The organism is Arthrobacter psychrolactophilus (genome assembly GCF_003219795.1).
Taxonomy (GTDB): Bacteria; Actinomycetota; Actinomycetes; order Actinomycetales; family Micrococcaceae; genus Specibacter; species Specibacter psychrolactophilus.
On the sequence record NZ_QJVC01000003.1, the window covers coordinates 376,911 to 398,936 of the forward strand.

At 58.9% G+C, this 22,026-nt stretch carries 18 protein-coding genes and 1 tRNA gene; 9 read left to right on the forward strand and 10 right to left on the reverse strand.

Annotation, left to right across the window (positions count from 1 at the left end):
• On the reverse strand, positions 1–291 hold the full coding sequence (locus CVS30_RS06040) for a hypothetical protein (protein ID WP_110484408.1): 291 nt from the start codon (positions 289–291) through the stop codon (positions 1–3).
• A gap of 649 nt (positions 292–940) precedes the next feature.
• On the opposite strand from CVS30_RS06040, the gene CVS30_RS06045 reads away from it, so the two are divergent.
• On the forward strand, positions 941–2,980 hold the full coding sequence (locus tag CVS30_RS06045) for a hypothetical protein (protein WP_146233354.1): 2,040 nt from the start codon (positions 941–943) through the stop codon (positions 2,978–2,980).
• Between the two features lie 122 nt (positions 2,981–3,102).
• Here CVS30_RS06045 and CVS30_RS18275 read toward each other — a convergent pair whose 3' ends face one another.
• Genes CVS30_RS18275 through CVS30_RS06060 form a run of 3 tightly spaced genes read right to left on the reverse strand, consistent with a single transcriptional unit; the run spans position 3,103 to position 5,916 of the window.
• Positions 3,103–4,233 (reverse strand): C40 family peptidase, encoded by a 1,131-nt coding sequence (locus CVS30_RS18275; protein ID WP_110484410.1) that lies wholly within the window; start codon positions 4,231–4,233, stop codon positions 3,103–3,105.
• Positions 4,233–4,946, reverse strand: coding sequence for a hypothetical protein (locus CVS30_RS06055; protein WP_110484411.1), 714 nt, complete (start codon positions 4,944–4,946; stop codon positions 4,233–4,235). The genes CVS30_RS18275 and CVS30_RS06055 overlap by 1 nt, the downstream gene beginning before the upstream one ends.
• 40 nt (positions 4,947–4,986) lie before the next feature.
• Entirely contained in the window at positions 4,987–5,916 is a 930-nt protein-coding gene (locus tag CVS30_RS06060; protein WP_181419702.1) for a sigma factor, read from the reverse strand.
• Positions 5,917–6,163: 247 nt separating this feature from the next.
• On the opposite strand from CVS30_RS06060, the gene CVS30_RS17775 reads away from it, so the two are divergent.
• Positions 6,164–6,487: an ArsR/SmtB family transcription factor gene (locus CVS30_RS17775; protein WP_146233355.1), complete on the forward strand. Its 324-nt coding sequence runs from the start codon at positions 6,164–6,166 to the stop codon at positions 6,485–6,487.
• Here the strand turns inward: CVS30_RS17775 and CVS30_RS06070 are convergent.
• Both CVS30_RS06070 and CVS30_RS06075 read right to left on the reverse strand, forming a co-directional pair.
• Complete coding sequence (locus CVS30_RS06070) at positions 6,441–6,941, reverse strand: hypothetical protein (protein WP_245934462.1); 501 nt, start codon at positions 6,939–6,941, stop codon at positions 6,441–6,443. The genes CVS30_RS17775 and CVS30_RS06070 overlap by 47 nt on opposite strands.
• Before the next feature lie 16 nt (positions 6,942–6,957).
• Positions 6,958–7,314 (reverse strand): hypothetical protein, encoded by a 357-nt coding sequence (locus tag CVS30_RS06075; RefSeq protein WP_146233356.1) that lies wholly within the window; start codon positions 7,312–7,314, stop codon positions 6,958–6,960.
• Between the two features lie 177 nt (positions 7,315–7,491).
• Between CVS30_RS06075 and CVS30_RS06080 the strand changes: the two genes are divergently transcribed.
• On the forward strand, positions 7,492–7,761 hold the full coding sequence (locus CVS30_RS06080) for a hypothetical protein (RefSeq protein WP_110484415.1): 270 nt from the start codon (positions 7,492–7,494) through the stop codon (positions 7,759–7,761).
• A gap of 107 nt (positions 7,762–7,868) precedes the next feature.
• Positions 7,869–8,096, forward strand: a complete 228-nt coding sequence (locus tag CVS30_RS06085) for a helix-turn-helix domain-containing protein (RefSeq protein WP_110484416.1) — start codon at positions 7,869–7,871, stop codon at positions 8,094–8,096.
• A 475-nt stretch (positions 8,097–8,571) separates the two neighbouring features.
• Here the strand turns inward: CVS30_RS06085 and CVS30_RS06090 are convergent, their stop codons facing one another.
• Both CVS30_RS06090 and CVS30_RS06095 read right to left on the reverse strand, forming a co-directional pair.
• Positions 8,572–9,732, reverse strand: a complete 1,161-nt coding sequence (locus CVS30_RS06090) for a hypothetical protein (RefSeq protein ID WP_110484417.1) — start codon at positions 9,730–9,732, stop codon at positions 8,572–8,574.
• The gene (locus CVS30_RS06095) at positions 9,729–14,948 is read right to left on the reverse strand and encodes an NACHT domain-containing protein (RefSeq protein WP_110484418.1); all 5,220 of its coding nucleotides are present in this window, start codon (positions 14,946–14,948) and stop codon (positions 9,729–9,731) included. Before CVS30_RS06095 ends, CVS30_RS06090 begins: the two co-directional genes overlap by 4 nt.
• 588 nt (positions 14,949–15,536) lie before the next feature.
• Between CVS30_RS06095 and CVS30_RS06100 the strand changes: the two genes are divergently transcribed.
• Both CVS30_RS06100 and CVS30_RS06105 read left to right on the forward strand, forming a co-directional pair.
• Entirely contained in the window at positions 15,537–15,752 is a 216-nt protein-coding gene (locus tag CVS30_RS06100) for a helix-turn-helix domain-containing protein (protein WP_110484419.1), read from the forward strand.
• Positions 15,753–15,773: 21 nt separating this feature from the next.
• Positions 15,774–17,051, forward strand: coding sequence for a site-specific integrase (locus tag CVS30_RS06105; RefSeq protein WP_110484420.1), 1,278 nt, complete (start codon positions 15,774–15,776; stop codon positions 17,049–17,051).
• A gap of 80 nt (positions 17,052–17,131) precedes the next feature.
• On the opposite strand, the gene CVS30_RS06110 is transcribed toward CVS30_RS06105, so the two are convergent.
• Both CVS30_RS06110 and CVS30_RS06115 read right to left on the reverse strand, forming a co-directional pair.
• Positions 17,132–17,205 (reverse strand) — tRNA-Thr (locus CVS30_RS06110).
• Positions 17,206–17,359: 154 nt separating this feature from the next.
• Entirely contained in the window at positions 17,360–18,259 is a 900-nt protein-coding gene (locus tag CVS30_RS06115; protein ID WP_110484421.1) for a DsbA family protein, read from the reverse strand.
• 205 nt (positions 18,260–18,464) lie between these two features.
• On the opposite strand from CVS30_RS06115, the gene CVS30_RS06120 reads away from it, so the two are divergent.
• The 3 genes from CVS30_RS06120 to CVS30_RS06130 all read left to right on the forward strand — a co-directional run bounded on the left by CVS30_RS06120 (position 18,465) and on the right by CVS30_RS06130 (position 21,936).
• The gene (locus CVS30_RS06120) at positions 18,465–19,904 is read left to right on the forward strand and encodes an alpha,alpha-trehalose-phosphate synthase (UDP-forming) (protein WP_110484422.1); all 1,440 of its coding nucleotides are present in this window, start codon (positions 18,465–18,467) and stop codon (positions 19,902–19,904) included.
• Positions 19,901–20,698: a trehalose-phosphatase gene (gene otsB, locus CVS30_RS06125; RefSeq protein WP_110484423.1), complete on the forward strand. Its 798-nt coding sequence runs from the start codon at positions 19,901–19,903 to the stop codon at positions 20,696–20,698. The genes CVS30_RS06120 and otsB overlap by 4 nt, the downstream gene beginning before the upstream one ends.
• Positions 20,699–20,835: 137 nt before the next feature.
• A complete protein-coding gene (locus CVS30_RS06130; RefSeq protein ID WP_110484468.1) occupies positions 20,836–21,936 on the forward strand; it encodes an ABC transporter ATP-binding protein in 1,101 nt (366 codons plus the stop codon).
• The last annotated feature ends 90 nt before the right edge of the window (positions 21,937–22,026 follow it).

A 22,026-nucleotide genomic window follows, 5' to 3' on the forward strand; every position in this document is an offset into this window, starting at 1 on the left:
CTAAAAGCCGAGATGAAACGCGGTCTGGGACCAGAGGATATAGCCGTTGATGCCGCCGAGGATGGCGGCGACGGGGCCCGTCCAGAGCAAGATCATGCCGCCGCCTGAGGCCAGCCGGGACGACTGGCTCAACTTGCCGGCCAGCAACATTGCTGCGCCAAGAATGGCAACGATCGCAATGATGATGAAGGCCCCGACCAGGATGCCGCCGCCGATCTCTTTCAGAGATTCAAGGAACGGGAAGGCTGTGTTGGGTGTGATGCCGGGATCCACCGGCGCTGCCAGGAACATCGTGAACTCCTATCGATACCTCCCATCGTCTGAAGGAAGGGTTCACGAGTTCATGGTGGGTGGAGAGCTAAACGACGTGACGCGATTGGCAAGCATCGTAAAGATTGTCCGATTACCTCGTCCGGACAGCGTGGGCGAGATTAACGAAGTCCTGAAAAATCCGGCCAGGGCGTCGGCCTTGTCCGTCGACCAGCACGCTACGATATGGCTGACCTAAAAGCCCATTCATGAAATCCATTCATGAGTTCCTGGGTAAGACCCCTGTCCACTCGGACTGATCGTACCGTTTCGGATAGGGACGGACGGATTATCTTAAGGTCACCAGCCGGCACAACGCACCGAATTGCTCTTCGGATGACGGCCATCGACCATATCCCGAGGAATCACCCGACGGCCCTACTGCGGGAGTAGCCGAAGGTCAAGTCGGTACGTCTGGATCCCTAAAGCTGAGTCTGACGATGCACTTCACCGACACTGACTGTAGTCTGAGACTCAAAATGGGGTAAGTAAGCACAAATAGACTGGAAATCTGGCCTGTGGTCGACATAATTATCTCTATTCCAACATAATCATTAGAAGGTCATATGCTCGAAATTTCAGTGTCAGAACCTACTTCCCGACGCGGTGAATTGGAGAAGTGAATAACACAGTGACTACCAGCAACGCGCTCTTGGCCAGTCTCGCGATCATAAAGGCAAATTGGGACGAATCTCAGGGTACATACATTGACAACTTCCTACCCTTCTTTCTCGATGCTGTACGAACCTCAGTGTCTGACGATATCGAAATGCAAAGTCTGCACGATTCGATCCATGATCGATTTGGAATGCAAATTCCCCTTGGGGTCCTAACCACCCTAAGTAAGCGTGCAGCACGACAGAATTATGGCCGTCGCGAAAACGGCCTGTTCATAAGAGATCCCAAGAAAATCGACACGCTGCCATCGCTTGACCTTCAAAAATCTGACTACCTCAGAAAGCAATCTGCTCTCGTAAATGAACTTATGGCTTTCACTCTCGATAAATTCAAAACAATCTTCACCGAGACTGAGGCTGAAGACGCACTCCTCGCTCACGTAGAGGAATACTCCACATCCATTCTGGGGTCATTTGTTCGAGGTGATCAGTATCCGGCAAAGAGTGACCACACAGAGAATCCTGATATTGACTATATTGTAAATTCATTCATTTCTCATGTTGTGAAAAGCCTCCCCGAGTCCTTCGCTCACCTCGAAGCAGTGGTAAAGGGCAGCATGCTCGCAGTATCACTGTATCTACCTGACGCCAGCGAAATCGGTCGCGGTTTCGACCGAACCACCCTCTATCTAGACACCCCCCTGATTGTTAGGGCACTCGGATTCGAAGGAACTCAGGCAAAATCTGTAATTGACGACCTGTTGACCCTTTGCCGTTCGACTGGAGCTGAGATCTCTTGTTTTGAACACAATGTCGATGAAGTAAAGGGCATTCTCAACCGCGCATCTCGAAACTTGGGCGGCCTAGCTGGAGTTAGGAGTCAACGGCGACAAACGGATATTCATTTTGAAAGTGTTGGAACTACTTCCAGCGACATTCTGCTATTAACTCAATCTTTGGAAGATAATATAGCAAAGCTGGACATAAGGATCGCAGAAAAACCCGTTGTTTCATCGTCACTTACCATTGACGAGCTGGAACTTGAACGGCAAATGGACGAAGAGATGGGCTACAGCAGTCGCGATGCACTACTAAACGACCTCGACAGCCTTACTGCCATCCATCGGCTAAGAAATGGACGCAGCAATGCTCACCTTGAGACTTGCAGGGCCATACTCGTAACAAGTAATGGACGGCTCGCTCGGATCGGACAAGCTTTCTTCGTCCGCGGAGGGGACCATCAATGGCCAGTTGCGATCACAGATCACCACCTGACCACCTTAGTCTGGCTCAAGAAACCACACGCGGCCCCTGATCTCCCTCGCCGACAGATACTAGCAGATTGTTTTGCCGCCCTTGAGCCGGGAAAGAGGCTCTGGGAGCGATACCTGGTTGAGATTGATCGATTGGGCATCGCGGGCAAAGCGTCTGAATCAGACTTGATGATTTTACGCTACTCGACAGAAGCTGAACGAGGGCTTATGGAACGCACTCTCGGCAATCCAGCGAATGTGAATTCCGAGTCTGTGACTGAAATTCTGGAAAAAGCGAAAGCGGAACTTGCAAAACCTTCGCTTGAGGCGCGCGATAATGCCATGGCTTCTGAACTAGAGGCACGGGAAGAACTCCTAGGCACTCGGGAGATACTGCGTGACAAGGAACGAAGAATTGCCCAAGAGTTAATATCACGGACCGAGATGAAGGACAAATCGGTCACGCTGAATCAACGTATCAATGACTTGGAAAATTCGGAAAAGAAACGAAAATCATTAGCCAAGAAAAGAGCGGATCGGCAGGCATCTAGAATTTACTACAGCGCACTAGTCACATTTGGCGCTTTCATACTGACGTCAGTATTGACACTATTTCCAATAGTTCATCCGTTCTTCCCGAATTGGCTCATAGCGAGTGGACCGCTATGCCTCGCCGTTTCAACTGCCGGCGGTCTAGCGACCCTGTATTTCGGCGGGAGCATCAAAGGCTCTGCTAAATTTGTCCGATCCTGGGTAGCCAATCGCCTCGAAAAGAAATACCTTCGTCAATTGGGCTTCTAAAAAATCTATACTCGGCGAGCAGCGCGGAAATTGCCATCCAATGCCTTCGTCGCCATAGTTCACGACGGCCTGTATGGTTGATATGAGTAACTCGCTTGAATTCAGTCAGCTCTATTCTTGCGTTATCCATTCGCGGCCATGGAAAAGTATTCTGCATCTTCATTCCACACCACCGGATGCAGCAGCGTCCCAACCGTTGGATTTAGCGCGCTATACATCATGCCGTTTCCTGCATAGATTCCGACGTGTCCCCAATGATTGGGGCCGTCGGGGTTTTGCACGACCAGGTCACCAGGCTGTGGCCTGGACGTCGGTGTGCCGGCAAGCCACTGTTCAGTCCGCGGCAGGCGAATCCCGGCTTGGGCGTAGATCCACTGGACGTAGCCTGAACAATCCCACGCCTTGAACGCGGTCCCGCCCCAAACATAGGTGCCGCCAACGCCTTCCTGTGCGTAGTGGATGATGTCGAGCCTCAACTGGTCCAGGTTCGCTGGCAAGTCCGGAGCGCCTATAGCTCCGGGATCTGAAGAGCATTCCGCCATGGTTGTACCTGACTTGAGCGCTGCCACGATCGATGAAGCTTCGCCTTCCCACTGGGCATAGAGCTCCGGGAACGCCGAGATTTGGACAGCCTGCGCCGCATCACCCTTGGCCATCGATTGCCAACCGGGAACGTCCAGCAGCCCACGCGGCGAACCGTGATTTGGCCCGCTTGTGCCACCAAAGAATGCCTGCGCATCGTAAACAGGATTCATCAGCTCTGCCACACTTCCCCAGCCGACAGACGGCCGCTGCTGGGCGGAGCCCAGGGAATCGTGATCCGAGCCGACACCATCGTGAGCAAACGCCATCGACTCCGGAACTGAGCCGCTGGCAAGCATACGAAGGCCAGATTCCTGGAGCCCCACCATGATCGCAATCTGCAACCCGGCGTCCGAAACGGAAAGCTGCTTGCCCACCCCAATGAAAGCCTGCGCAACTTTCACTTGTGCAGCAGTAAGCACAATGGGAGTCCCTGCGGCAGAAGGAATCGACAATCCGGCACCCGCTTCAGGCGGAGATCCAGTGTTCGCGAAGGTCGACGCATTGGTGAGGCACGCCGTCGTACTTTCCTGAGTGGCCGAGGCGACCAGCGCCAGTCCCCCGCACATGGCCATGATCAGCACCGGAACCAATACGCCAACCACGGATGAAACGATCCGCAGCAGCGCGCGGCGCTTAGCCACTGCTAGCAGCACCGCCGGGACAGCCATCAGTACACGATTCGATCGGGCGAGGCATAGAACCCCACCATCACGCACCGGTCGGCCGGCGCATTGGCGGCGGGCGGGCAATTGACCATGACGCTCACGGGCGCACTGTAGGAATTATCGCCGCCAGCTTGGTGTTCGGTCACCTTCAGCGTGAACGTGCAGACGTGCAGCCCCACCCACGGGGCAGGTTGAGCCTTGACCTGCGCCAGCTGGTCATCGCAAGCCGAACTGGCGACGGCGGCCGTGCGGTAGGCCTGCATGCCCGACAAGGAGGCGAACGACGCCGCTGTCACCCCTGTGGCTTGAAATTCCTGGGCCAGGACCGTCAATGGGTTGGAACCGTCTGGCAACACATCCCACCACGACCGCACCCGCTCATAGACTGCCGAGAACGTGGATTTCCTGGCGTCCCATGTGTAGATCATTTCTGCAGCAGCCTTGGCCAGCACCTTGTAGTCCGCGGTTTTGGGCTCATTCGGAGCCAGCGCTGGATCCGGCTCCCGTTTTGGACGGACGACGGCGGGACTGACGGCTGCTGACGCCGTCGCCACTGTTGTGCCTGGCGGCCGCGGCAGTGGCGAAGCCTCCGGCGCTGCCGGCCGGGTTCCGAAGACGATGGCAATAGCGGCGACCAGCATAGACACGACGGCGACGAGTACAACCAACTTGCGGCGACGGGCCAACCGTCGAACAGTTCTGGCAATTTGGGACATGAGACACCCCTCTCACGGTGTTCATGGTTGAGCTGCGAAACTACGACATGTGCTGAAGGGCAGCCGACGTCAAACTGCTGGAGGTTGCTGGTTGAGATGCTGGCTGTTTGGCCGCAGCGTGTTCCAACACTTCCAGGGCGGCGGCATACAGCTTGCGTGCGTAGCTGATCCGGCCCTCGAGGTAATTTGCTCTGAGTCCTGTCTCCGCTGACAGCTCGGCGATCTTGGCCGCCCTGTCGGCGCCGCGAACTCCGGTCAGTACCAACCGTTCTGCAACAACCTGAAGGAGGACTGTTGGCAGGCAGCACACTGCTGTGGCGATCACTGTGGCCGTATCGCAGAGCGTCGCTGGCTCCACGTCCATGGCTGCGCGGACGGTAGTCGCTGTCTGGCGGAGGGCGGTGACAGCCTGCCAGCCCTTCCGTTCATCCCATCCAGGCTTGTGCCCGGGATGGCGTTCGCGGGGCGCAGTCAGGCACTGCACCGCCAATTCCCACGTCTCAGCCGTCACGTGTTCACGTACTGTGGCCAGCACCTCGATCGCCCACTCATGTTCGGCAACGCGTTCGCCGCTCTCCGTCGCCGCAAAATCAACTGGAGCTACGGGCGAAACCTCGGGATCTGCATTCAGGGACATCCACGGATGGGCGAGAGTGCGACGAATGTGGTCGGCGCACAGATGCACGGCGATCCCCTGGACCCACGCGCCGAAGGTGATGCCTGGAAGCTGGCGGTATCGCTGCTTGACCAGCCCTTCCCAGGCGGCGACGCGGACATCCTGCATGACGTCATCGACGTCGTCGACGTGTCCGATGCGCAGCAGACGAGCGCGAACAAAGGGCCGGACGTTTTCAACCGCCAGCATGAGTTGGTCAATGGGGATATCTGGAACCGACGGCCGTTCCAGTGCGACATCAATGCTGATATTTCGAATTTGTGACTGTGATTCTCTGGACTTGATGTCCATCATCTTCACCATTCTTGAGCGGGTGATGATTGTCGACGAGCGGCGTCGAGACTGGCGCCGTTGGTGGTACCTTCAGCAGCTCACACTGAGGCGGTTGCGAAAGCGACCTGGTCTCCCAGATCAGAAGCAGCACAATAGATTCCAGATAGCTGCTTCGGCGTATTGTTATCTTTCCAGTGTTAGAGCTAACTTAGTTATTGTCAATGCCCTCTGTATTCAGCTGTGGGCAACTTTGGGGCAGAATGGTGTCATGCCGCATATTACGCAACCGGACGACGCCGATTGGTCCCCCGAGATCGAGGCTGCCGTCGCCACATTCGGTAACAGGGCTCGCAATGAGATCTTGCGCTATTTAGCCCACCATTCACCGGCCACCCGTGGAGACATAGTTGCGGCAGTCAGCTCGGAGGCTCCAAGCGTTGCCAAGCACCTCATCATCTTGGAGGAAACCGGCGTCATTACTGCCGACCGTGAACCTGGCCAAAGGCATGGACGCGCCCCTCGATATTCAACGAACAAGGCCCGAATCAGGGAGCTGATGGCGGCCCATCGCCGCTATCTTCTTGACCAGTAGCGACTGATTTGCCTTGGTGCAGACGGATGTCGTTGTTCAGGAATTCGGTGATGGCGCGCAGGGTTTCAGGAGAAACCTCCCCCAGTGCTCGCGCGGCGAACGACTTCACTTTGGCAGCTCTCAACGCTTTTAGGAATTCAAGCCGCGAGTCAATCTGCTCGGGTAGGCCAGATTCTTCATCGCCGAGCAGGTAGGCAGGGTCGACTCCAAAGACTTCGCTGATGGCGGTCAGAAGGATTGGGTCCGAAACCAGACGGTCAGTTCCATCCTTCATATACGACCAGCGGGCCCTAGAGAGTTTCACACCTCGATCAGCCAATTTCTGTTGCAGCTCCAGAAAAGTCAGGGGTGTTCCCCGCTCGGCAACGACAACGTCCAGCAAGAGGTTCAGCCGGCGAGCAAGAATGAACTGGGCCGATGGCTCGACGTCCGAATCACCACGATCATCAGTCAAGTCTTGCTCCTACTCGTCAGCTCTCGGGCGGAATTGTCCTTCCGTCAGGCACAATACGCCTGACACCAGTATTTCGCGCGGTAGTGCCAGTCGCAAGGAATCGTTCAATCGTGCTGTCGAGTGCCGTCATCAGCAGCAATTCAGCGCTGCCGCGACCAAAACATGCATCCGTCCCCGTGGCACGTTCGTAGGCCGCCAGACCCTCCGGATCGAGTGCCTGCATAGCATCCAGATGGTATGAAACCTCCCTCAGTAACGTCATGAATGTCCTCAGAAGCTCCAATTCTTCGTTCTCGCTGCGCACCCAATACCGTTGGTCCCTGAGCAGGCCTGCTGCCTGGCGAATGGCTGCTATTTGTGGATGTTCGGACATGTTGTGCACCCCTTGGCTCGACAATGGCCACGCGCCGTGGTGGTGCGTGAATCCATTTCCTTGTTAATGGTTGGCCAGCCCTCTTCCGACGTGAATGCATCGGGGCGTAAAATTACCATTTGGACATGTACAACAGTTCCCGTTTGCCGAGGGAGGTGGCTGAGGATGGTTCCTGCCATGTCAAGACTGCTATTCACACCCGCGAACACCAGGTTGTTGCGCCTTTTGAATAGCGGCTGCCCGCTCGATGTGCCGAGCATCAGCCGGACCTTGGCGGTGCAGCCCCGTCTCGTTCGTCGCCAGTTGTGGGAGTTGCAGCGACTTCGCCTTGTTTGCCGCTCTCTTCCCGCAACGCTGCCTGGGCCCAACCGTTTCACTGTGGACATTCGGCAGTTGCAAGACGCACTGGCCGTCGCAGCGCAGGAAATGGGAACTGCGGACGAGTAGAGGGTGACAACTACGTCGTAGGTCAGGCGATTTCCCATGAACAGCAAAGACGGCCTCAAGGCGCGCCCCCGCGTCACAGGGCCAGCTGCCACAAAGGAGAACCCGCCATGACCATCGACCGCACTCCCGAATACACGCCTTCACGTGAAGCCCACCGTTGGCTGTCACCGCAAGAGGTCTGCGATGAATTGCGGATCCCGAAGCAAACCTTCTACCAGTGGCGAGCCCGGCACGTAGCACCGCCCGCCTACCGATTCGGCAAGCTACTCAGAATCGACCGCACGGAATTTGACGAGTGGTTATCGAACCATGCAGAGCATTTTTCGGGCCGCTAATGCTCTCCGCTGCCTTAAACAAGCGCATGGCTCGGCAACGGCGTGACCGAGCGATTTTTCCTTGCAATGGGGCTGCTCGGCATGACTTCTGATCTTAGTGCTGACCGCCCGCCGACGCCGACGTTGCCTACTGGGATGACGCGCGAGCTGCATAGCTCGATGGTCACACGAAGGTATTGATACCTGCGTCAGGCATTCCCGATTGAATGACGGGGCATTCTCGCCCAGTTTGTCAGTCGGCACCGCACGAGCCAATGCTAGCCCCTGCGTCGCTGCCTTGGCGCTATTACTCCCACATGCAGCGAAGACGGTGACATTCGTGGTGGCTTCACTAGCCACAAAGACGCCATGCGGTCGAATTCGTGCTTCGTACCCATTCAGATGTGACGAATTGGACGGCTTTCCGCTGTTTCAGGCGACACCGTTGATTGCGACTGACGTGTCCAGGTACGACCGCGTTGCCGCTGGTTGAGCCTCAGTCGCCTTCCATATCGTTGTCTTCTCCTTCGAAGTGACGCACATTGATGCCGGACCGGATGCGGTTCTTGTCGAGTGCACCTTCGAGGCGCTGGTATAAGTCTGGACGAACTATGAGGTCCGCGCCGTGGACCGCTGGTGCGAGAGGGGTGTAGCTACCATTGTGGATAAGGAATCCGCGCCAGTTGCGTCCCACCAGAGCTGGCCCTTGGTCGTCAACGAGGCAGTGGCGAACTGTCGGAGATTCCGGGCGCAGGTCGAGAAACGCCACGATTTCGAGTCGAGGCAGGAGAGTAAACGGGCGAAGTCCGACGCCACGGTGGGGGTGTGGTGCGCTCCGCTGACCTTGGTAGTTGGCCATCTCACTCAATGGTCCTTGCAAGTCCGCCAATATCTCCGCGGCTGAGGACTGGTCGATGCCCGGGAGTAGGTGATCGTACGTAGTCAGCCAGATGTTTGGCGGGTTCGTTCCGACTGGCATCGAGTCGACCTGAATGGACTCGTCGGTTACCTCGAGGCCCGATGAGATGAGCAGTTGGCGGCTTGGCTGTTCGGGGTAGGTGCTGGCGAAGGTAGCCTGGCGTTCCAACATGCCGAGTTGGACCCAGCCGTTGTACGGCTTCTCCGTGACGCGGACAGGCTCTGCATCGTTTCCAGTGAAGTTGCGTGTGTCCTGGAGATCGACGGCGGTCGGTGGCGGCCACTCGTCGTCGTGGTCTTGCCACGGAATAGGCATCAGGGAGCGGGCGAGGAGGTGGTGGCGGGTTTTCGGTCGCGGAACGCGAGATGATTCTTCGAGGAGAGCCCAACGGGCTGACGAGGCAAGTGCGAACGCGAACCCGGCTTCGAACCTTCGGGGGTCTGCAGTCAGAAAGCCTTCGCGAGCACGCGCCGCCCTGATGCCGGCGGCTACGTACTGGAGGGCATTCTCCGCTTCTTCTTCGTCAATGAAGTAGGCGTCTGGAATGCTTTGCGATGATGGCGACCGGAGCTGGCCGATCTGTTCGCTGATCCGTTTTTCGATGGTCTCAACTTGGCCTACCAGGCTTTGTACTACTGCTTCGCGCACGCCGGGCGGCTCATTGGCGTTGGTGAGGCGTTCCTGTAGGAACAGGCGTACAAGTCCCTCGGCCTGCTCTCGTGGGCTGTTCCGGGTCATTCTGACTCTTCTTCGTGATTGTGAATGAGGGCGTGAAATGCGGCACTGACGGACGTCGCCGGAGTGGTGGCCAACGGCTCCGGCACAGGGTGTCCGTGGATGTCGAGAATCTGGCCTGCTAGGGCTCGGACAGACAATCTGTTGCTGGCCGCAAGTCGGGTGAGTTCCGCGGCAAGGTCGTCTTCGAGCTCGCCCGCAGGTACGTTCAGCCGCACGGTTTCGAGTAACCAGGCAGCGCGACCTCCGTCAAGGTCTTTGCGAAGTATGTATGCGAGTGCGCTTTGTGCGATCCTCGGGCGGACGGTGAGGAGGAACCCGGCAGCTACAAGCGCGAGCCGTATTTGTTCTCGTGTGGCCTGACAGACTGTTGAAAGTGCCAATGTCGCTATGGCGATGGTGAGGTCATCATCCTGTTCGGGGATCTGCGTCGGAGTATAGGTGTGTGTTCCGGTTATGGCAGCCCCGGGGAGTCGGTGGCTGATGATGTCGAATGCTGCGTCCCAGCAGTCACCGGCAGTACCCCCTGGACTGGTTGTGGGTTGTGCGGCGAATGCTGCAATGAGGCCTTGGCTGCTTCCGTATGAGCCGTAGGACGCGGCGGCGACACGGTAGGTGACCGCTGCGGCGAGAGCGCGCTCGGCGGTGACCGGGTCAAGCTTGTGGGCTTGCTCCCATAGCGCTCGACGTTCCCGCCCGGCGAACTGTCGCCAGCCTCCGCCGCCACGAATGCGCTGGTATGCCGTGACGAGGCAGTAGCTGGCGACCTCGGTGACAGCTGAGTCACCGTCTGCATAGGCGGCAAGAATCTGTCCGACGCCAGCGAAGATGTCGTCTCGTGAGAACGTGGAGATCTCGCGGGCAACATCGTCGATGATTGCGATTCCAGCGTCACGCCCTTCGACGAGTGCCGTTTCGAGAATGCGGTAGCCAATTGAATTGGTGGCCGCGTCAATGTCCCATGCGGCGGGCTCGTCTTGATAGCGACCATTGTCGATTGCGTGGGCGATGCTGATGGCGCCGGCGCGTCCTTCGAGGGCCTCGGGACGTTGAGCTGCAGTTAGGCGATTGAGGAGTGCGTGAGGGTCTGGAGCCTGTTCAGTCTGTTCCGTCTGCAGGAACGAGCTGTGGTTTTCTTCGTCTGGGCGAGCGGCACGGGGGTCGAATTCGGGGCCGCCTAGGTTCATCGTTGCTTGGACGAGCGCTTGGTCTACTGCTTCTTTGGACTGGTTGCTCGAGTATTGCATCGGTTGGTTGTCGTACGACGCGGCGATGTTGTTGGCGAGGACAGTGAGCATCGTGTCACCGGATTGGCTAGTTCCATACTCGGTTGCGAGGCGGCTGAGGATTTCTAGGTCGACCGTTGGTGATCGCCAAGTAATGCTTGTAGTGATCCGCAATGCGGCGAGGACGGCGGGGTCCGCTGTCGCCCGGTGATTCTGCAGCAGGTTTGTCTGCGCTGCGTCTGCGCGGGCGTCTTCGAATCCGATGGTGTCGAGATAAAGGTCAGCGGCATCGCGAGCTGCAGCGGCTGGGTCGACGGATGCCGCAATCTCCCACCACTCGGTGACATAGTGCGATGTGTCTCGGCCGTCAGTATGCTGCCGTACGAGGTAGACCAGATCGACGAGTTTGGCTAGGCGGATACGTGCTTCCGACACGTCCTCGATGTCTTCGATGCTAGCGACGATCTCGGAGAGCGTGGGGTCCTTGTGTCCGCCGTAGCTAGAGAGTAGGTCCGCTGCCCGGTTCCAGCACTCGCGTGCCTCGTCGATGGCTCCTGCTGCGATGCAGATGCGTGCCGTCTCAAGTTCGAATGCAGCTTGTTGGCTGTATCCGGTGTGGTCGTCGTTGCGACGTTCCCGGATTATGGCGAGCAGAGCATGGATGGCGCCGACGCCGACGTGATGGGACACCCGTGTCAGGACTGAGAGTAGGTCGTTAGTGGTCAGCGGCCCGTTCTCTCCGAGGCCCAAATTGGTGGTCGTTGTGGTGCCATCTCCTATAGCGATGAGGTGGTCGAGGACGGTGTCGAGATCTGTTTCCTGAACGACTGTTAGGGAGTTCTCGATCACCTGGTGGATGAGTGGATGAATAAAGTATAGGTCGCACGCTCGCGGCTTTCCGGAGAAGGGTTTGGCTTCGGCGACGAGGTCAGCGAGTGCGACGACCACTGCGGTTGACGCGGATTCAAGTGTTGAATTGCCGACTCGAACGTCGTCCGCGATTCCGATAGTTGCAACAGTGTAGCGGAGCCATGCCCTGTAGAAACCGATGCCAGACACCTTGGCGCCCACCTTGAGCACAAGGGAAGGGTCGATGGCATGTGCAAGTGTGAGGAGAGCGTGCCACTTACTGACTGCCGGTTCGTTGGCGCTCCTTTCTTCGACGATGATTACTGTGGCGGCGATCAGTTCAGATTCGAGATTCGTGACTCCGAGTCCCGCAAGCACGTCTTGTGCGGCCATGCCATGGGAGAGGTACCCTATGGTGTCGAGCGTCGGGTCCAGTTCCCATGCTCGGCGAGCCAAGTCTTGTGGGTCCGGGAGGCCGATGGCACCGTTGGTGGAAAGGTCGGCGAGAGTCAGGTAGGCCCTAGCTGCGTTGGCCGGGTCGGACATCGCTGCTGCGACTCGGGGCATGTAATCCGCAGGCAGTCCTGCCGTGAACGTTTCTACGAGGTCGACCAAGGAAGCGTCGAGCTTGCTTTCTAGGTGCTCGGCGATTGCTGGAATAAGAGATTCGTCGACGTCTTGTCGTTGGGTGCGGAGCCGAAGCGCGCCGCGTTGGGCGGCTACGAGGAGCGTTCCGTCGCTGTCAGAGGAGTAGCTGCTCCGTTCGATCTTGCGCTGTGTCTCCCAGGCTTCGATGTAAACCTTCCAAGGGGCGGCAGCGCCAGCCCGATCAACAGCGTCGCTGATGCGGAGACCCCATCTCGGTGGGAACGTGGCGCGCCCGTTGTAAACTAGGCGTTCTGCGACGGCCTCTGCACCGAGGATGTTCACGATTACATCGGCATAGTCGGTTAGGGCGTCTGCGAGTGCGTCGTTCTCATACGTGTCGATGGCTTTGCGAACTTCGATGCACCTGACGAGGGTCGACCAGTCAAGGCGCGCTTCAGCTTCACGTGAGACGACGCAGAGGGCTCGTTGAAGAGCTTCTGGGGAGTGAAACTGCCTAATTCCGTCTGCCACGAAGTGTGGGCCGACCAGTGCCGTGAGCTGACCGTACTCGTCGAGGTTTGCGAGAAGGTCGGGCAGATGGCGGAACGCACGGGAGTCAGTAAGGAATCCGCGGCCGTCGAGCCACTTCACGATACTCCGTCGAATGGAAGTTGCGGTCTCGTGATCGATGTTGCGGACGATATGCCGCGAGAAGCTCTCATGGTGAAGGCGCAGCCCACCGAGGCCCTTCTGAGTGTTGAGAACTGGGGCAAGCGTCTGGAGTGCGGGAATGACGATGGCTTTGATAGGGGACCCGAGAAGTTCTGCTAGTTCACCGGGGGTGAGTGAGAAGTCGCACAGCGCGAGCGTGTCTGTGGCGAATCGCTGGTCAAGGGTCATCGCGTCGCGCAGATAGTCATAGTATTCATCGATGGTCGTGGCCGTGTCCGGAACCAGTTCCAGGCGATGGATGAGCTCACTGACTGTGAGCGGCCCCGGAGTGTCGTCGAGAGGTGACGAGCCAAGTGCGAGCCGGCACAGGTAGGTCGCGTAGAGCGCGTTTCCGCTGGACCGTTCGTGGACCAACTTGACGATGGTGCTCTCATCAGACGAGTTTACGGGTCCGCTGCCGTTAGGCGATTCGAGCAGACCGTGTTTGGCGGTGAGCGCCTTGATTTCGTCTCGAGACATCGGTGGCATCTGGATAAGCTCGGATGCCGGGGCCGCTGGTTCGAGGTGGGTTCCGGGCTGGCTTGCGATGAGTAGACAGACTCCAGGCGGGAGATTGAGGGCGGCAAGTTCCTCGACCAAGAGGCGTGACGGGTCTTTCTGCTGGTTAGTGCTGCGTCCGGCGACTCGGTCTACGTGGTCGAGGCCGTCGACGATGAGGAGGACCGGTTTATCGAGGTGCGCTTCTCGACAGTTCTCGAGTGCCAATTCGAGGGCTTCGGTGCTCGTCGCGAACTTCGGGCGCAGGTCTTTAATTGATTCAGGCACCGCCTGTCCGAGCTGGTCGAGGAGGCTGCCGATGACGACTTCCGTCAGAACTCGTTCCTGCAAGCGGTCATCGCTCGAACCGAGCCAACAATGGTGGCGTGCGACCACCCAGGCATTGTCTCGGTAGCGATTCGAAAGCTCTTCGCATAGCCATGACTTCCCTGCGCCGGGCTCGCCCACGACGACGACGCGACCACCAGCCACTGCTGTGCTGTCGATATTCTTACTGACCTCCGCCGCTGCGCCAGAACGATCAACAGCTATTTCAGTCTCGATTGGGTGTCCTGCAGCGACGGCTCCGAAGTCGATGCGCAGCCCGAGGCGTGGTTCGATAAGATCGCGTCGGACGACTCCGGTATCAACTACGCGTGCAGAGGTGGATGCTTGAATGAGGGCGTAGGCCGCGAATTCGGGAGTTACGTCAGTGTTTGGGGTGCGACCTGCTCCAAGCTCTTCTCGGACACGTCGGAGGAGGGCACGTTCGGCAGGTCCCGGATCAGCGAAGCTGATGGTTGAGGACGGTGCACCTGTGTCAACGATGAGACTGCTGCAAGCGCTACCAAGGTCGACGTCGCTGAGGTGCCTAACCAGCTCGGCCCAAGGCTGGTTAGAGCGCAGCGCCGCCGGGTCGAAGCGGTGCATTGCCGTTGTGATCCCCGGGAGCGGGTCGGCTAGTCGATCGGACGGGGCAACAGGCTTCAAGACGACGGAGAGAAGGTCGTCGGGTTCTTGATCTCGGACGACGATTCGGTACGTAGTCAATGGAGACGCGGTTAGGTCTTTAAGAAGGGAGTCGAAGACCTTGTTGAGCTTCAGGTTTCTGCCATCTTGGGAGAACGTCTCTTTCGAGAGCGGACGGTCTGTAGTTGTGTGCTTAATTTGCAGACGAACCCGGGTGTTGTTCACGTATGAGATGTTGACGTCGTCAAACCGATCGCCATCGAACCCTTTGGTGTCAACCGTGATGGTCTCCGCGGTGCCGAGGAGAAGGTCGACTAGGGCGATCGCGGTGATCAAGTCTTGGTAGAAGTAGCCGTGGTGGGTGGGGCCGAGGCTCATCGCGTGTATCTGCCCCTTTACTTCCGCTTGTCTGAAACGTCTTGTTGTGGACGATGATGTCACTCACCAACGACCCATATTGGATGGCGCCAGCGGCCAGCCCAAGCGAATAATATGCTCTTACTTCGTAGGGCTCATTGTAGTCACGCTTGTTGCGGGATATGTACTCCACCGGGTCGTATGGAAGTCGATCCGGCATGCCCAGCCTCCTTATGTCAGCCTCAGACGCCACTTGCCAAAGGAGCCCGTGGCTCAAGGTGCTTCGTGGACTGCAGATGACGGATGCGTCATATTGGGCGGTTTGATACCTACCGTCGCAAAGCAGTGGGCTTATCTATATTCATGGAGAGCGGCAAACTGACCCAACACCACCGGACGGAGGCGAGTATGATCTCTCGTTCCTCAGCGAGCAAGAGTCCCCCCGCCCACCACCACCAAAGACGAAAGACACGGCGATACCCACCAATACTGGGCGGGAGACCAATCCAAAACGTCTCGGCGAACCCGTCAGGAATTGTTCGGTCATGTAGTAAATCGGTCCAACCACCATGAAGTAGGTACAAGCATCCAGAACCTACGGAGGGCATCATGTACAAGCAGGAACTGCCGAAAATTACTTCACCTGAAACCGTGCTCGAGTGGCTCACCCCCTCCGAGATCTGCCACGAACTTCAGATTCCGCTGCAGACTTTTTACCAGTGGCGGTCACGCGGGGTTGGTCCGCATGCCTACCGGATTGGCAAGCACCTGCGGGTCAGTCGGGCTGACTTTGAGTCTTGGCTTGAGCTCCGGTCCGATCCCTAACCACCACGGTAAGGACTCGACATGGCCCGGGAACCACTGCCGCTCGGTACGTGGGGCAGCATCAAGGTCAGCCGCCTCGCAGCTGGCACTTGGTCCGCGCGCTCCAAGTACCGCGACATGGACGGCAAAGTACGGATTGTCGAAGCCCGCGGCGGCTCGACCGCATCGGCACGCCGGAACCTGCTACAAAAGTTTGCCGATCGAAAGACCCCGCGATACGGATTGGTGAACCCGAGAAGCAAGATCAACGAACTCATCGAAGTATTTCTCGTGGAGCTGCAGGCATCGGACAAGGCGGACCGTACCAAAGACAAATACGCGTACTGCATCAAGAAGTACATTTCACCGGCCATCGGGGAAGTCCGCATCGTTGAGGCCACCTCAGGCGTCATTGACAATTTCATCCGCAAGCTTGTGGAAGACGCAGGGCCCTCAACGGCCAGAAGTTGCGGAGCCGTCATGTCATGGATGTTCAAGCTTGCGCTTCGTCATGACGCGATCATCGTGAACCCAGTCATCGGCGTCTCAATTCCGAGGAACAGGACGGCCAAACCACAGGCCCTGGATGCGGCGCAATACCAAGATCTGAGGGAAAAGCTCATCGGTTGGGAAACAGCGCCAGCCCTTGGACGGCCACGCAGCCAAGAACTACATGAAATTGCCGATTGCCTTATCGCGACCGGGGCACGGCCAGGCGAGCTCTTCGCGCTCACGTGGGATGACGTGGCCTTGGATGCTGACCCACCCACAGTCTTCATCAACGCCACGGTTATCCGTACCACCACCGGCGGCGTCCGAATCCAGGACCACCCCAAGTCCCAGCACGGCATCCGCCACCTCACCCTGCCAGACTTCCTGGTGGAGCAGCTTCAGGAGCGCAGGAAACGCCAAGAGGAACTCGGCGTCCCAAATCCCCTGAACCTCATTTTCCCGTCGTCAACGGGGACCGTGTGCGACGCCAACAACGTTGGCAAGCTGTGGCGCAAGGTTGCAGACTCGCTGGGATACACCTGGGTCACACTGAAAACCTTCAGGAAGGCCAATGCCACACTCATCGCAAGAGCCTTGGGCCCCGAGGCCGCCGCATACCAAGCCGGCCACTCCAAGGTGTCGATGACCCAGGAGCACTACATTGAGGAGCTTCGCGAGGCACTCGACACGAGATCGGTCGTGGATGCATTCAAGCCAAAGGATGGGTCTCGACCGGCCGAGGAACACGCTCAACCGGGGGACGAACAAGCTCAACCAGCCGAGAAGAACCCGACGGAAAATAACGAAAAGGATGACCCAAAAGTATGAGTTAAGTATGAGTTAAGTTGAAAATGGCCCCTTTCGGGGCCATTCCCACAACCAAAATCCCTGTAAATCCGGGCTTTCTGGGCCCCCTGTCGGATTCGAACCGACGACCCCCGCTTTACAAGAGCGGTGCTCTGGCCAGCTGAGCTAAGGAGGCAAACGCAATCAAGCGCTTCACAAGGTTACCGCAGGAGCACAGAAAACAAAAAACCGGCCTCCCCGGTAGCCTGAGCTACCCGGAGAAGCCGGTTTCACGCCGTCGTACTAGTAACGGCGACTGCGAGCGCGAGCCCGATGCGTAAGAATGCTAGCTACTTCTTGGCAGCCAGGATGCGTGCGGAGAAGTCGTCGAACGATTCCGTGGAGCCCCACTGCTGACCATCCATGAAGACGGTGGGTGTTGCGGAGACGCCGTGGTTCGAGGCCAGTGCGGTGCTGTTGGCTACGAACGGGCGGAACGTCTTGTTGTCGATGCACGAGGTGACGTCAGCAGCGCCGACCTCCGTAGCGTACTTAGCCAGCGTGGCGTTGTTCAGGCCCTTGCTGTTTTCGGCAGGCTGCTTTTCAAACAGCTTGTCCAAGAAGGCCTGGTACTTATCCGGTGAGGTCTCGGCAACACAGGCGGCAGCTGCGCCAGCGCGTGAGGAGTAGTTGGTGCCACCGGAGAAGCGGTCAAGGAAGCCCAGCGCACGGTATTCAACCGTGATCTTCTCCTCGTTGGCGAGCTGCTTCATCTTGGCACCGTAGTTCGTCTCGAACTGGTTGCAGAACGGGCACATGAAGTCGAAGTACACAACGAGCTGGATGGGCTCGCCAGCGGCCGAGGCCTTGATGCCGATCTCGTCCAGGGCAAACGCAGTCGTGGCACCCGGTGACGGGTTCGCGCTGACAGCGTTGATGTCTACGGTCTTCTCGGTGGTGGTGGGCGGAATAACCGCGCCGTCCTTACCCAAGGTGATGCCACCATAAGCGTTCATGCTCGTGGGCACGGCGCCGGACTCGGCAACGGGCTCGTTGGCCTTCTGGGTGTTGATAACAATCAGGGCGATGATGACAACAATGGCCACGGCCGCAACCAGCACGCCACCGCGTATTAGCCAGCCATTACGCTTTTGCTTCTTCAGCTGGGCATCGCGAATAATCCGTGCCTTTTCGCGGGCTTGTGCCGTCCGCTCGGCTTTGGACAACCGTGGTTCATTATTGGGGCTCATAGTTCCTCAAGTCTTTGGGCATGAAAAGGGCCGTTCATAACGGCTAGTTCTTCCTCATCATAGGGGCGGAACCTTGGAAAACGCCCAAAGCTACAACCATTCAGGCAACGCGCGGGGCTCACACCGACTCCTCGGGTAAGTCACACCACACGCTAAGCTGGCACAAACCCGAGTTCTACCATGGGAGTTGCACGTGCCAGAAGAAATGACCGGCAAGCCGGCCCTCCATCCCGGCAGTTCCGATTTCATCGTTGTCTCCAACAGGTTGCCCGTTGACAGGGTCTCCGCAGACATTGACGACGCCGGATGGCGGCGTTCCCCGGGCGGCCTCGTCACCGCCTTGGCCCCAGTTATGGCCGCGCGAGAAGGTGCCTGGGTAGGCTGGCACGGCGCCCCGGACGAGGAGCTCGAACCCTTCCGGCACGACGATATGGATCTGATCCCCGTGGCGCTCTCTGCCGACGAGGTTGAGCTTTATTACGAAGGCTTCTCCAACGCCACCCTCTGGCCGCTCTATCACGACGTCATTGCCCCTCCCGAGTTCCACCGCACCTGGTGGGATTGCTATAGGAAGGTCAACCGGCGCTTCGCCCAGGCGGCCGCCAGCTCCGCCGCTCCCAATGCGACCGTGTGGGTGCAGGACTACCAACTCCAACTCGTACCCCGCTACCTGCGCCAGCTGCGCCCGGATCTGCGCATCGGCTTCTTCAATCACATCCCCTTCCCGCCCCCGGAGATCTTTGCCCAGCTGCCCTGGCGCCGCGACATCATCTCCGGACTGCTCGACGCCGATCTCATCGGCTTCCAGCGCCCCAGCGACTCCGCGAACTTCCTGCGTTCGGCCCGCCGCTTCGTGGGCGCCGGTGTCAAGGCCTCCCAGGTGCAGATCAAGGACCTCGACGGCAAGACCGTCCACATCTCCCGCGCCGCGCCCTTCCCCATCTCGATCGACGTCGCGAAGATTGCCGAACTCGCCGTCCGCCCCGACGTCATCGCCCGGTCCAAGCAAATCCGCGCCGACCTCGGCAACCCGAAAACCATCCTGCTCGGCGTGGACCGCCTCGATTACACCAAGGGCATCACCCACCGCCTCAAGGCCTATGGCGAACTCCTCAGCGACGGCGATCTCACGGTGGAGGACGCCGCCCTCATCCAGGTCGCGAGCCCCAGCCGCGAGCGCGTCGAGTCCTACCGCCTCCTGCGCGAAGAGGTGGACGGCATGGTGGGCCGCATCAACGGCCAGTTCGACACCACCTCCAACACCGCCATCCGCTACCTCCACCACAGCTACCCCGTCGAGGAGATGGTGGCCCTCTACCTCGCCTCCGACGTCATGCTCGTGACCTCCCTGCGCGACGGCATGAACCTCGTCGCCAAGGAATACGTTGCCGCCCGCGGCAATAACACCGGCGCCCTGGTCCTGAGTGAATTTACCGGCGCCGCCGATCAGCTCAAGTCCGCGCTCCTGGTCAACCCGCACGACATCGACGGCCTCAAATCCGCCATCATGCGCGCCGTCCGCCTCTCCCCCGGCGAATCCAGCCGCCGCATGCGCGCCATGCGCCGTCAGGTCCTCAGCCACGATGTCCAGCGCTGGAGCGAAGAATTCCTTGACACACTCCAACAGGAGGCCGAACTGCAATGACCCGCCCCCTGGCACCGTTGCCAGCCGCGCTCGTGTCCGCCGTCCGCCACATCGCCGCCACGCCCCATCTCTTGGTGGCGTTGGATTTCGACGGGACCATGGCGCCCCTTGTGGCCCGCGCCGAGGATGCCCGCCCCCTCCCCCGCTCCGCCGCAGCCTTAGCGACCCTCTCCTCTTTACAAAGTACGACGACGGCCCTCGTCTCGGGCCGGGCCCTGGCCAGTTTGCGGGCGGTCGCCACCCCTCCCGCACCGACACTTCTGGTCGGCAGCCATGGGGCTGAAAGCTGGTGGGGACCAGACTCACCCGCGCTAGAACTCACCGCGGACCAGGCCGCCGCGCTGGAACGTGCCCGCGCCCTCGTCACCCAGGCGACCACCCTGTATGAGGGGACGGTGCAGGAGGACAAGCCGTCCGGCGTCGCACTTCACTACAGGCAAGCCAGCGAGGCTGACGGGAGGGCCGCCGTCGACCATGTCAGGAAAATGGTGGCCCAGGATCCGGCCATCTATCTCGGGACAGGGAAGATGGTGCTGGAACTGTCCGTGCTGAACGCCAACAAAGGGCAGAGCCTGACCACGCTGCGCGAACGCACGCAGGCCACGGCGACGTTTTTCGCGGGGGACGATGTGACCGATGAGCATGCCTTCGCGGCGCTGCTGCCCGGCGATCTGGGCGTCAAGGTGGGCCAGGGCGAGACGGCAGCTGGTTTTCGTATCGCCGCCCCCGCCGCACTGCCGCAGCTGCTGGAGCTTCTCGTATCGGCACGCCGGGAGTTTTTGCACGTAACGTGACATTGCTCATAGTAAAAATGTGCCATACTTCATACGTCAGCCTTTGCGACTGCGTCAGCAGTTCGCGGGCCGATGCATGTTCAACCATTCACAACGGATCGTTCGGCACGTACCTGCCGATGAAGGGATTTATTGCTGTGGCTACAGTAACTTTTGATAATGCAACCCGAATCTACCCGGGAACCACCAAGCCGGCTGTTGACAAGCTCAACATCGACATCGCCGATGGCGAATTCTTGGTTCTTGTTGGACCCTCCGGTTGCGGTAAGTCCACCTCTTTGCGCATGCTCGCAGGCCTGGAAGATGTTAACGCCGGCCGCATCCTGATCGGCGACCGCGACGTCACTGACGTTCCGCCGAAGGACCGTGACATCGCCATGGTCTTCCAGAACTACGCTCTCTACCCGCACATGAGCGTTGCCGACAACATGGGCTTCGCCCTGAAGATCGCCGGCGTTTCCAAGGAAGAGCGCGCCACCCGCGTCAAGGAAGCCGCAAAGCTCCTGGACCTCGAGGCGTACCTGGACCGCAAGCCGAAGGCACTCTCCGGTGGTCAGCGTCAGCGTGTTGCCATGGGTCGCGCCATCGTGCGTAACCCGCAGGTGTTCCTCATGGATGAGCCGCTGTCCAACTTGGATGCCAAGCTCCGCGTGCAGACTCGTACGCAGATTGCGTCCTTGACCCGTCGCCTCGGCGTCACCACTGTTTACGTGACCCACGACCAGGTCGAGGCTATGACCATGGGTGACCGCGTTGCAGTGCTCAAGGACGGCCTGCTGATGCAGGTTGATACCCCGCGTAACCTCTACGACGCTCCTCAGAACGTCTTCGTTGCAGGCTTCATTGGCTCCCCCGCCATGAACCTGTTGGAACTGCCCGTCGTCGATGGCGGTGTGAAGTTCGGTGGATCAATTTACCCCGTACCTTCCGCCGTTCTCGGTGAAGCCGCAGGCAACACGGTCACCGTTGGTGTTCGTCCCGAAGACCTCGAAATTGTTGGCGCCGGCGAGGGCCTGGCAGTCGAGGCCGACGTCGTTGAAGAACTCGGTGCCGATGCTTACGTATACGGCCACGCAGTGATCGACGGCAACGAGCGCGACATGGTTGTCCGTGTCGACGGTCGCCGCCCACCGATGAAGGGCGACACCATCCACGTTCGCCCGCAGGTTGGCCACGTGCACCTCTTCGATGCCACCTCCGGCTTGCGCCTGGGTGACAAGTCGATCGTCACGAACTAACGCTGGTCCCCGCTGCCCGATCTCGCACGAAATGTGCGTGATTGAGCTCGTCGATATCACCAGCATCATGTAGGGCGCGGCTGCCTGTTG

Bases quoted from the DNA above. Each gene is read 5' to 3' on its own strand.
- CVS30_RS06040 (WP_110484408.1), bottom strand. From the start codon at position 291: ATGTTCCTGGCAGCGCCGGTGGATCCCGGCATCACACCCAACACAGCC.
- CVS30_RS18275 (WP_110484410.1), bottom strand. From the start codon at position 4,233: ATGGCTGTCCCGGCGGTGCTGCTAGCAGTGGCTAAGCGCCGCGCGCTG.
- CVS30_RS06055 (WP_110484411.1), bottom strand. From the start codon at position 4,946: ATGTCCCAAATTGCCAGAACTGTTCGACGGTTGGCCCGTCGCCGCAAG.
- CVS30_RS06060 (WP_181419702.1), bottom strand. From the start codon at position 5,916: ATGATGGACATCAAGTCCAGAGAATCACAGTCACAAATTCGAAATATC.
- CVS30_RS17775 (WP_146233355.1), top strand. From the start codon at position 6,164: ATGCCGCATATTACGCAACCGGACGACGCCGATTGGTCCCCCGAGATC.
- CVS30_RS06075 (WP_146233356.1), bottom strand. From the start codon at position 7,314: ATGTCCGAACATCCACAAATAGCAGCCATTCGCCAGGCAGCAGGCCTG.
- CVS30_RS06080 (WP_110484415.1), top strand. From the start codon at position 7,492: ATGTCAAGACTGCTATTCACACCCGCGAACACCAGGTTGTTGCGCCTT.
- CVS30_RS06085 (WP_110484416.1), top strand. From the start codon at position 7,869: ATGACCATCGACCGCACTCCCGAATACACGCCTTCACGTGAAGCCCAC.
- CVS30_RS06090 (WP_110484417.1), bottom strand. From the start codon at position 9,732: ATGACCCGGAACAGCCCACGAGAGCAGGCCGAGGGACTTGTACGCCTG.
- CVS30_RS06095 (WP_110484418.1), bottom strand. From the start codon at position 14,948: ATGAGCCTCGGCCCCACCCACCACGGCTACTTCTACCAAGACTTGATC.
- CVS30_RS06100 (WP_110484419.1), top strand. From the start codon at position 15,537: ATGTACAAGCAGGAACTGCCGAAAATTACTTCACCTGAAACCGTGCTC.
- CVS30_RS06105 (WP_110484420.1), top strand. From the start codon at position 15,774: ATGGCCCGGGAACCACTGCCGCTCGGTACGTGGGGCAGCATCAAGGTC.
- CVS30_RS06115 (WP_110484421.1), bottom strand. From the start codon at position 18,259: ATGAGCCCCAATAATGAACCACGGTTGTCCAAAGCCGAGCGGACGGCA.
- CVS30_RS06120 (WP_110484422.1), top strand. From the start codon at position 18,465: ATGACCGGCAAGCCGGCCCTCCATCCCGGCAGTTCCGATTTCATCGTT.
- otsB (WP_110484423.1), top strand. From the start codon at position 19,901: ATGACCCGCCCCCTGGCACCGTTGCCAGCCGCGCTCGTGTCCGCCGTC.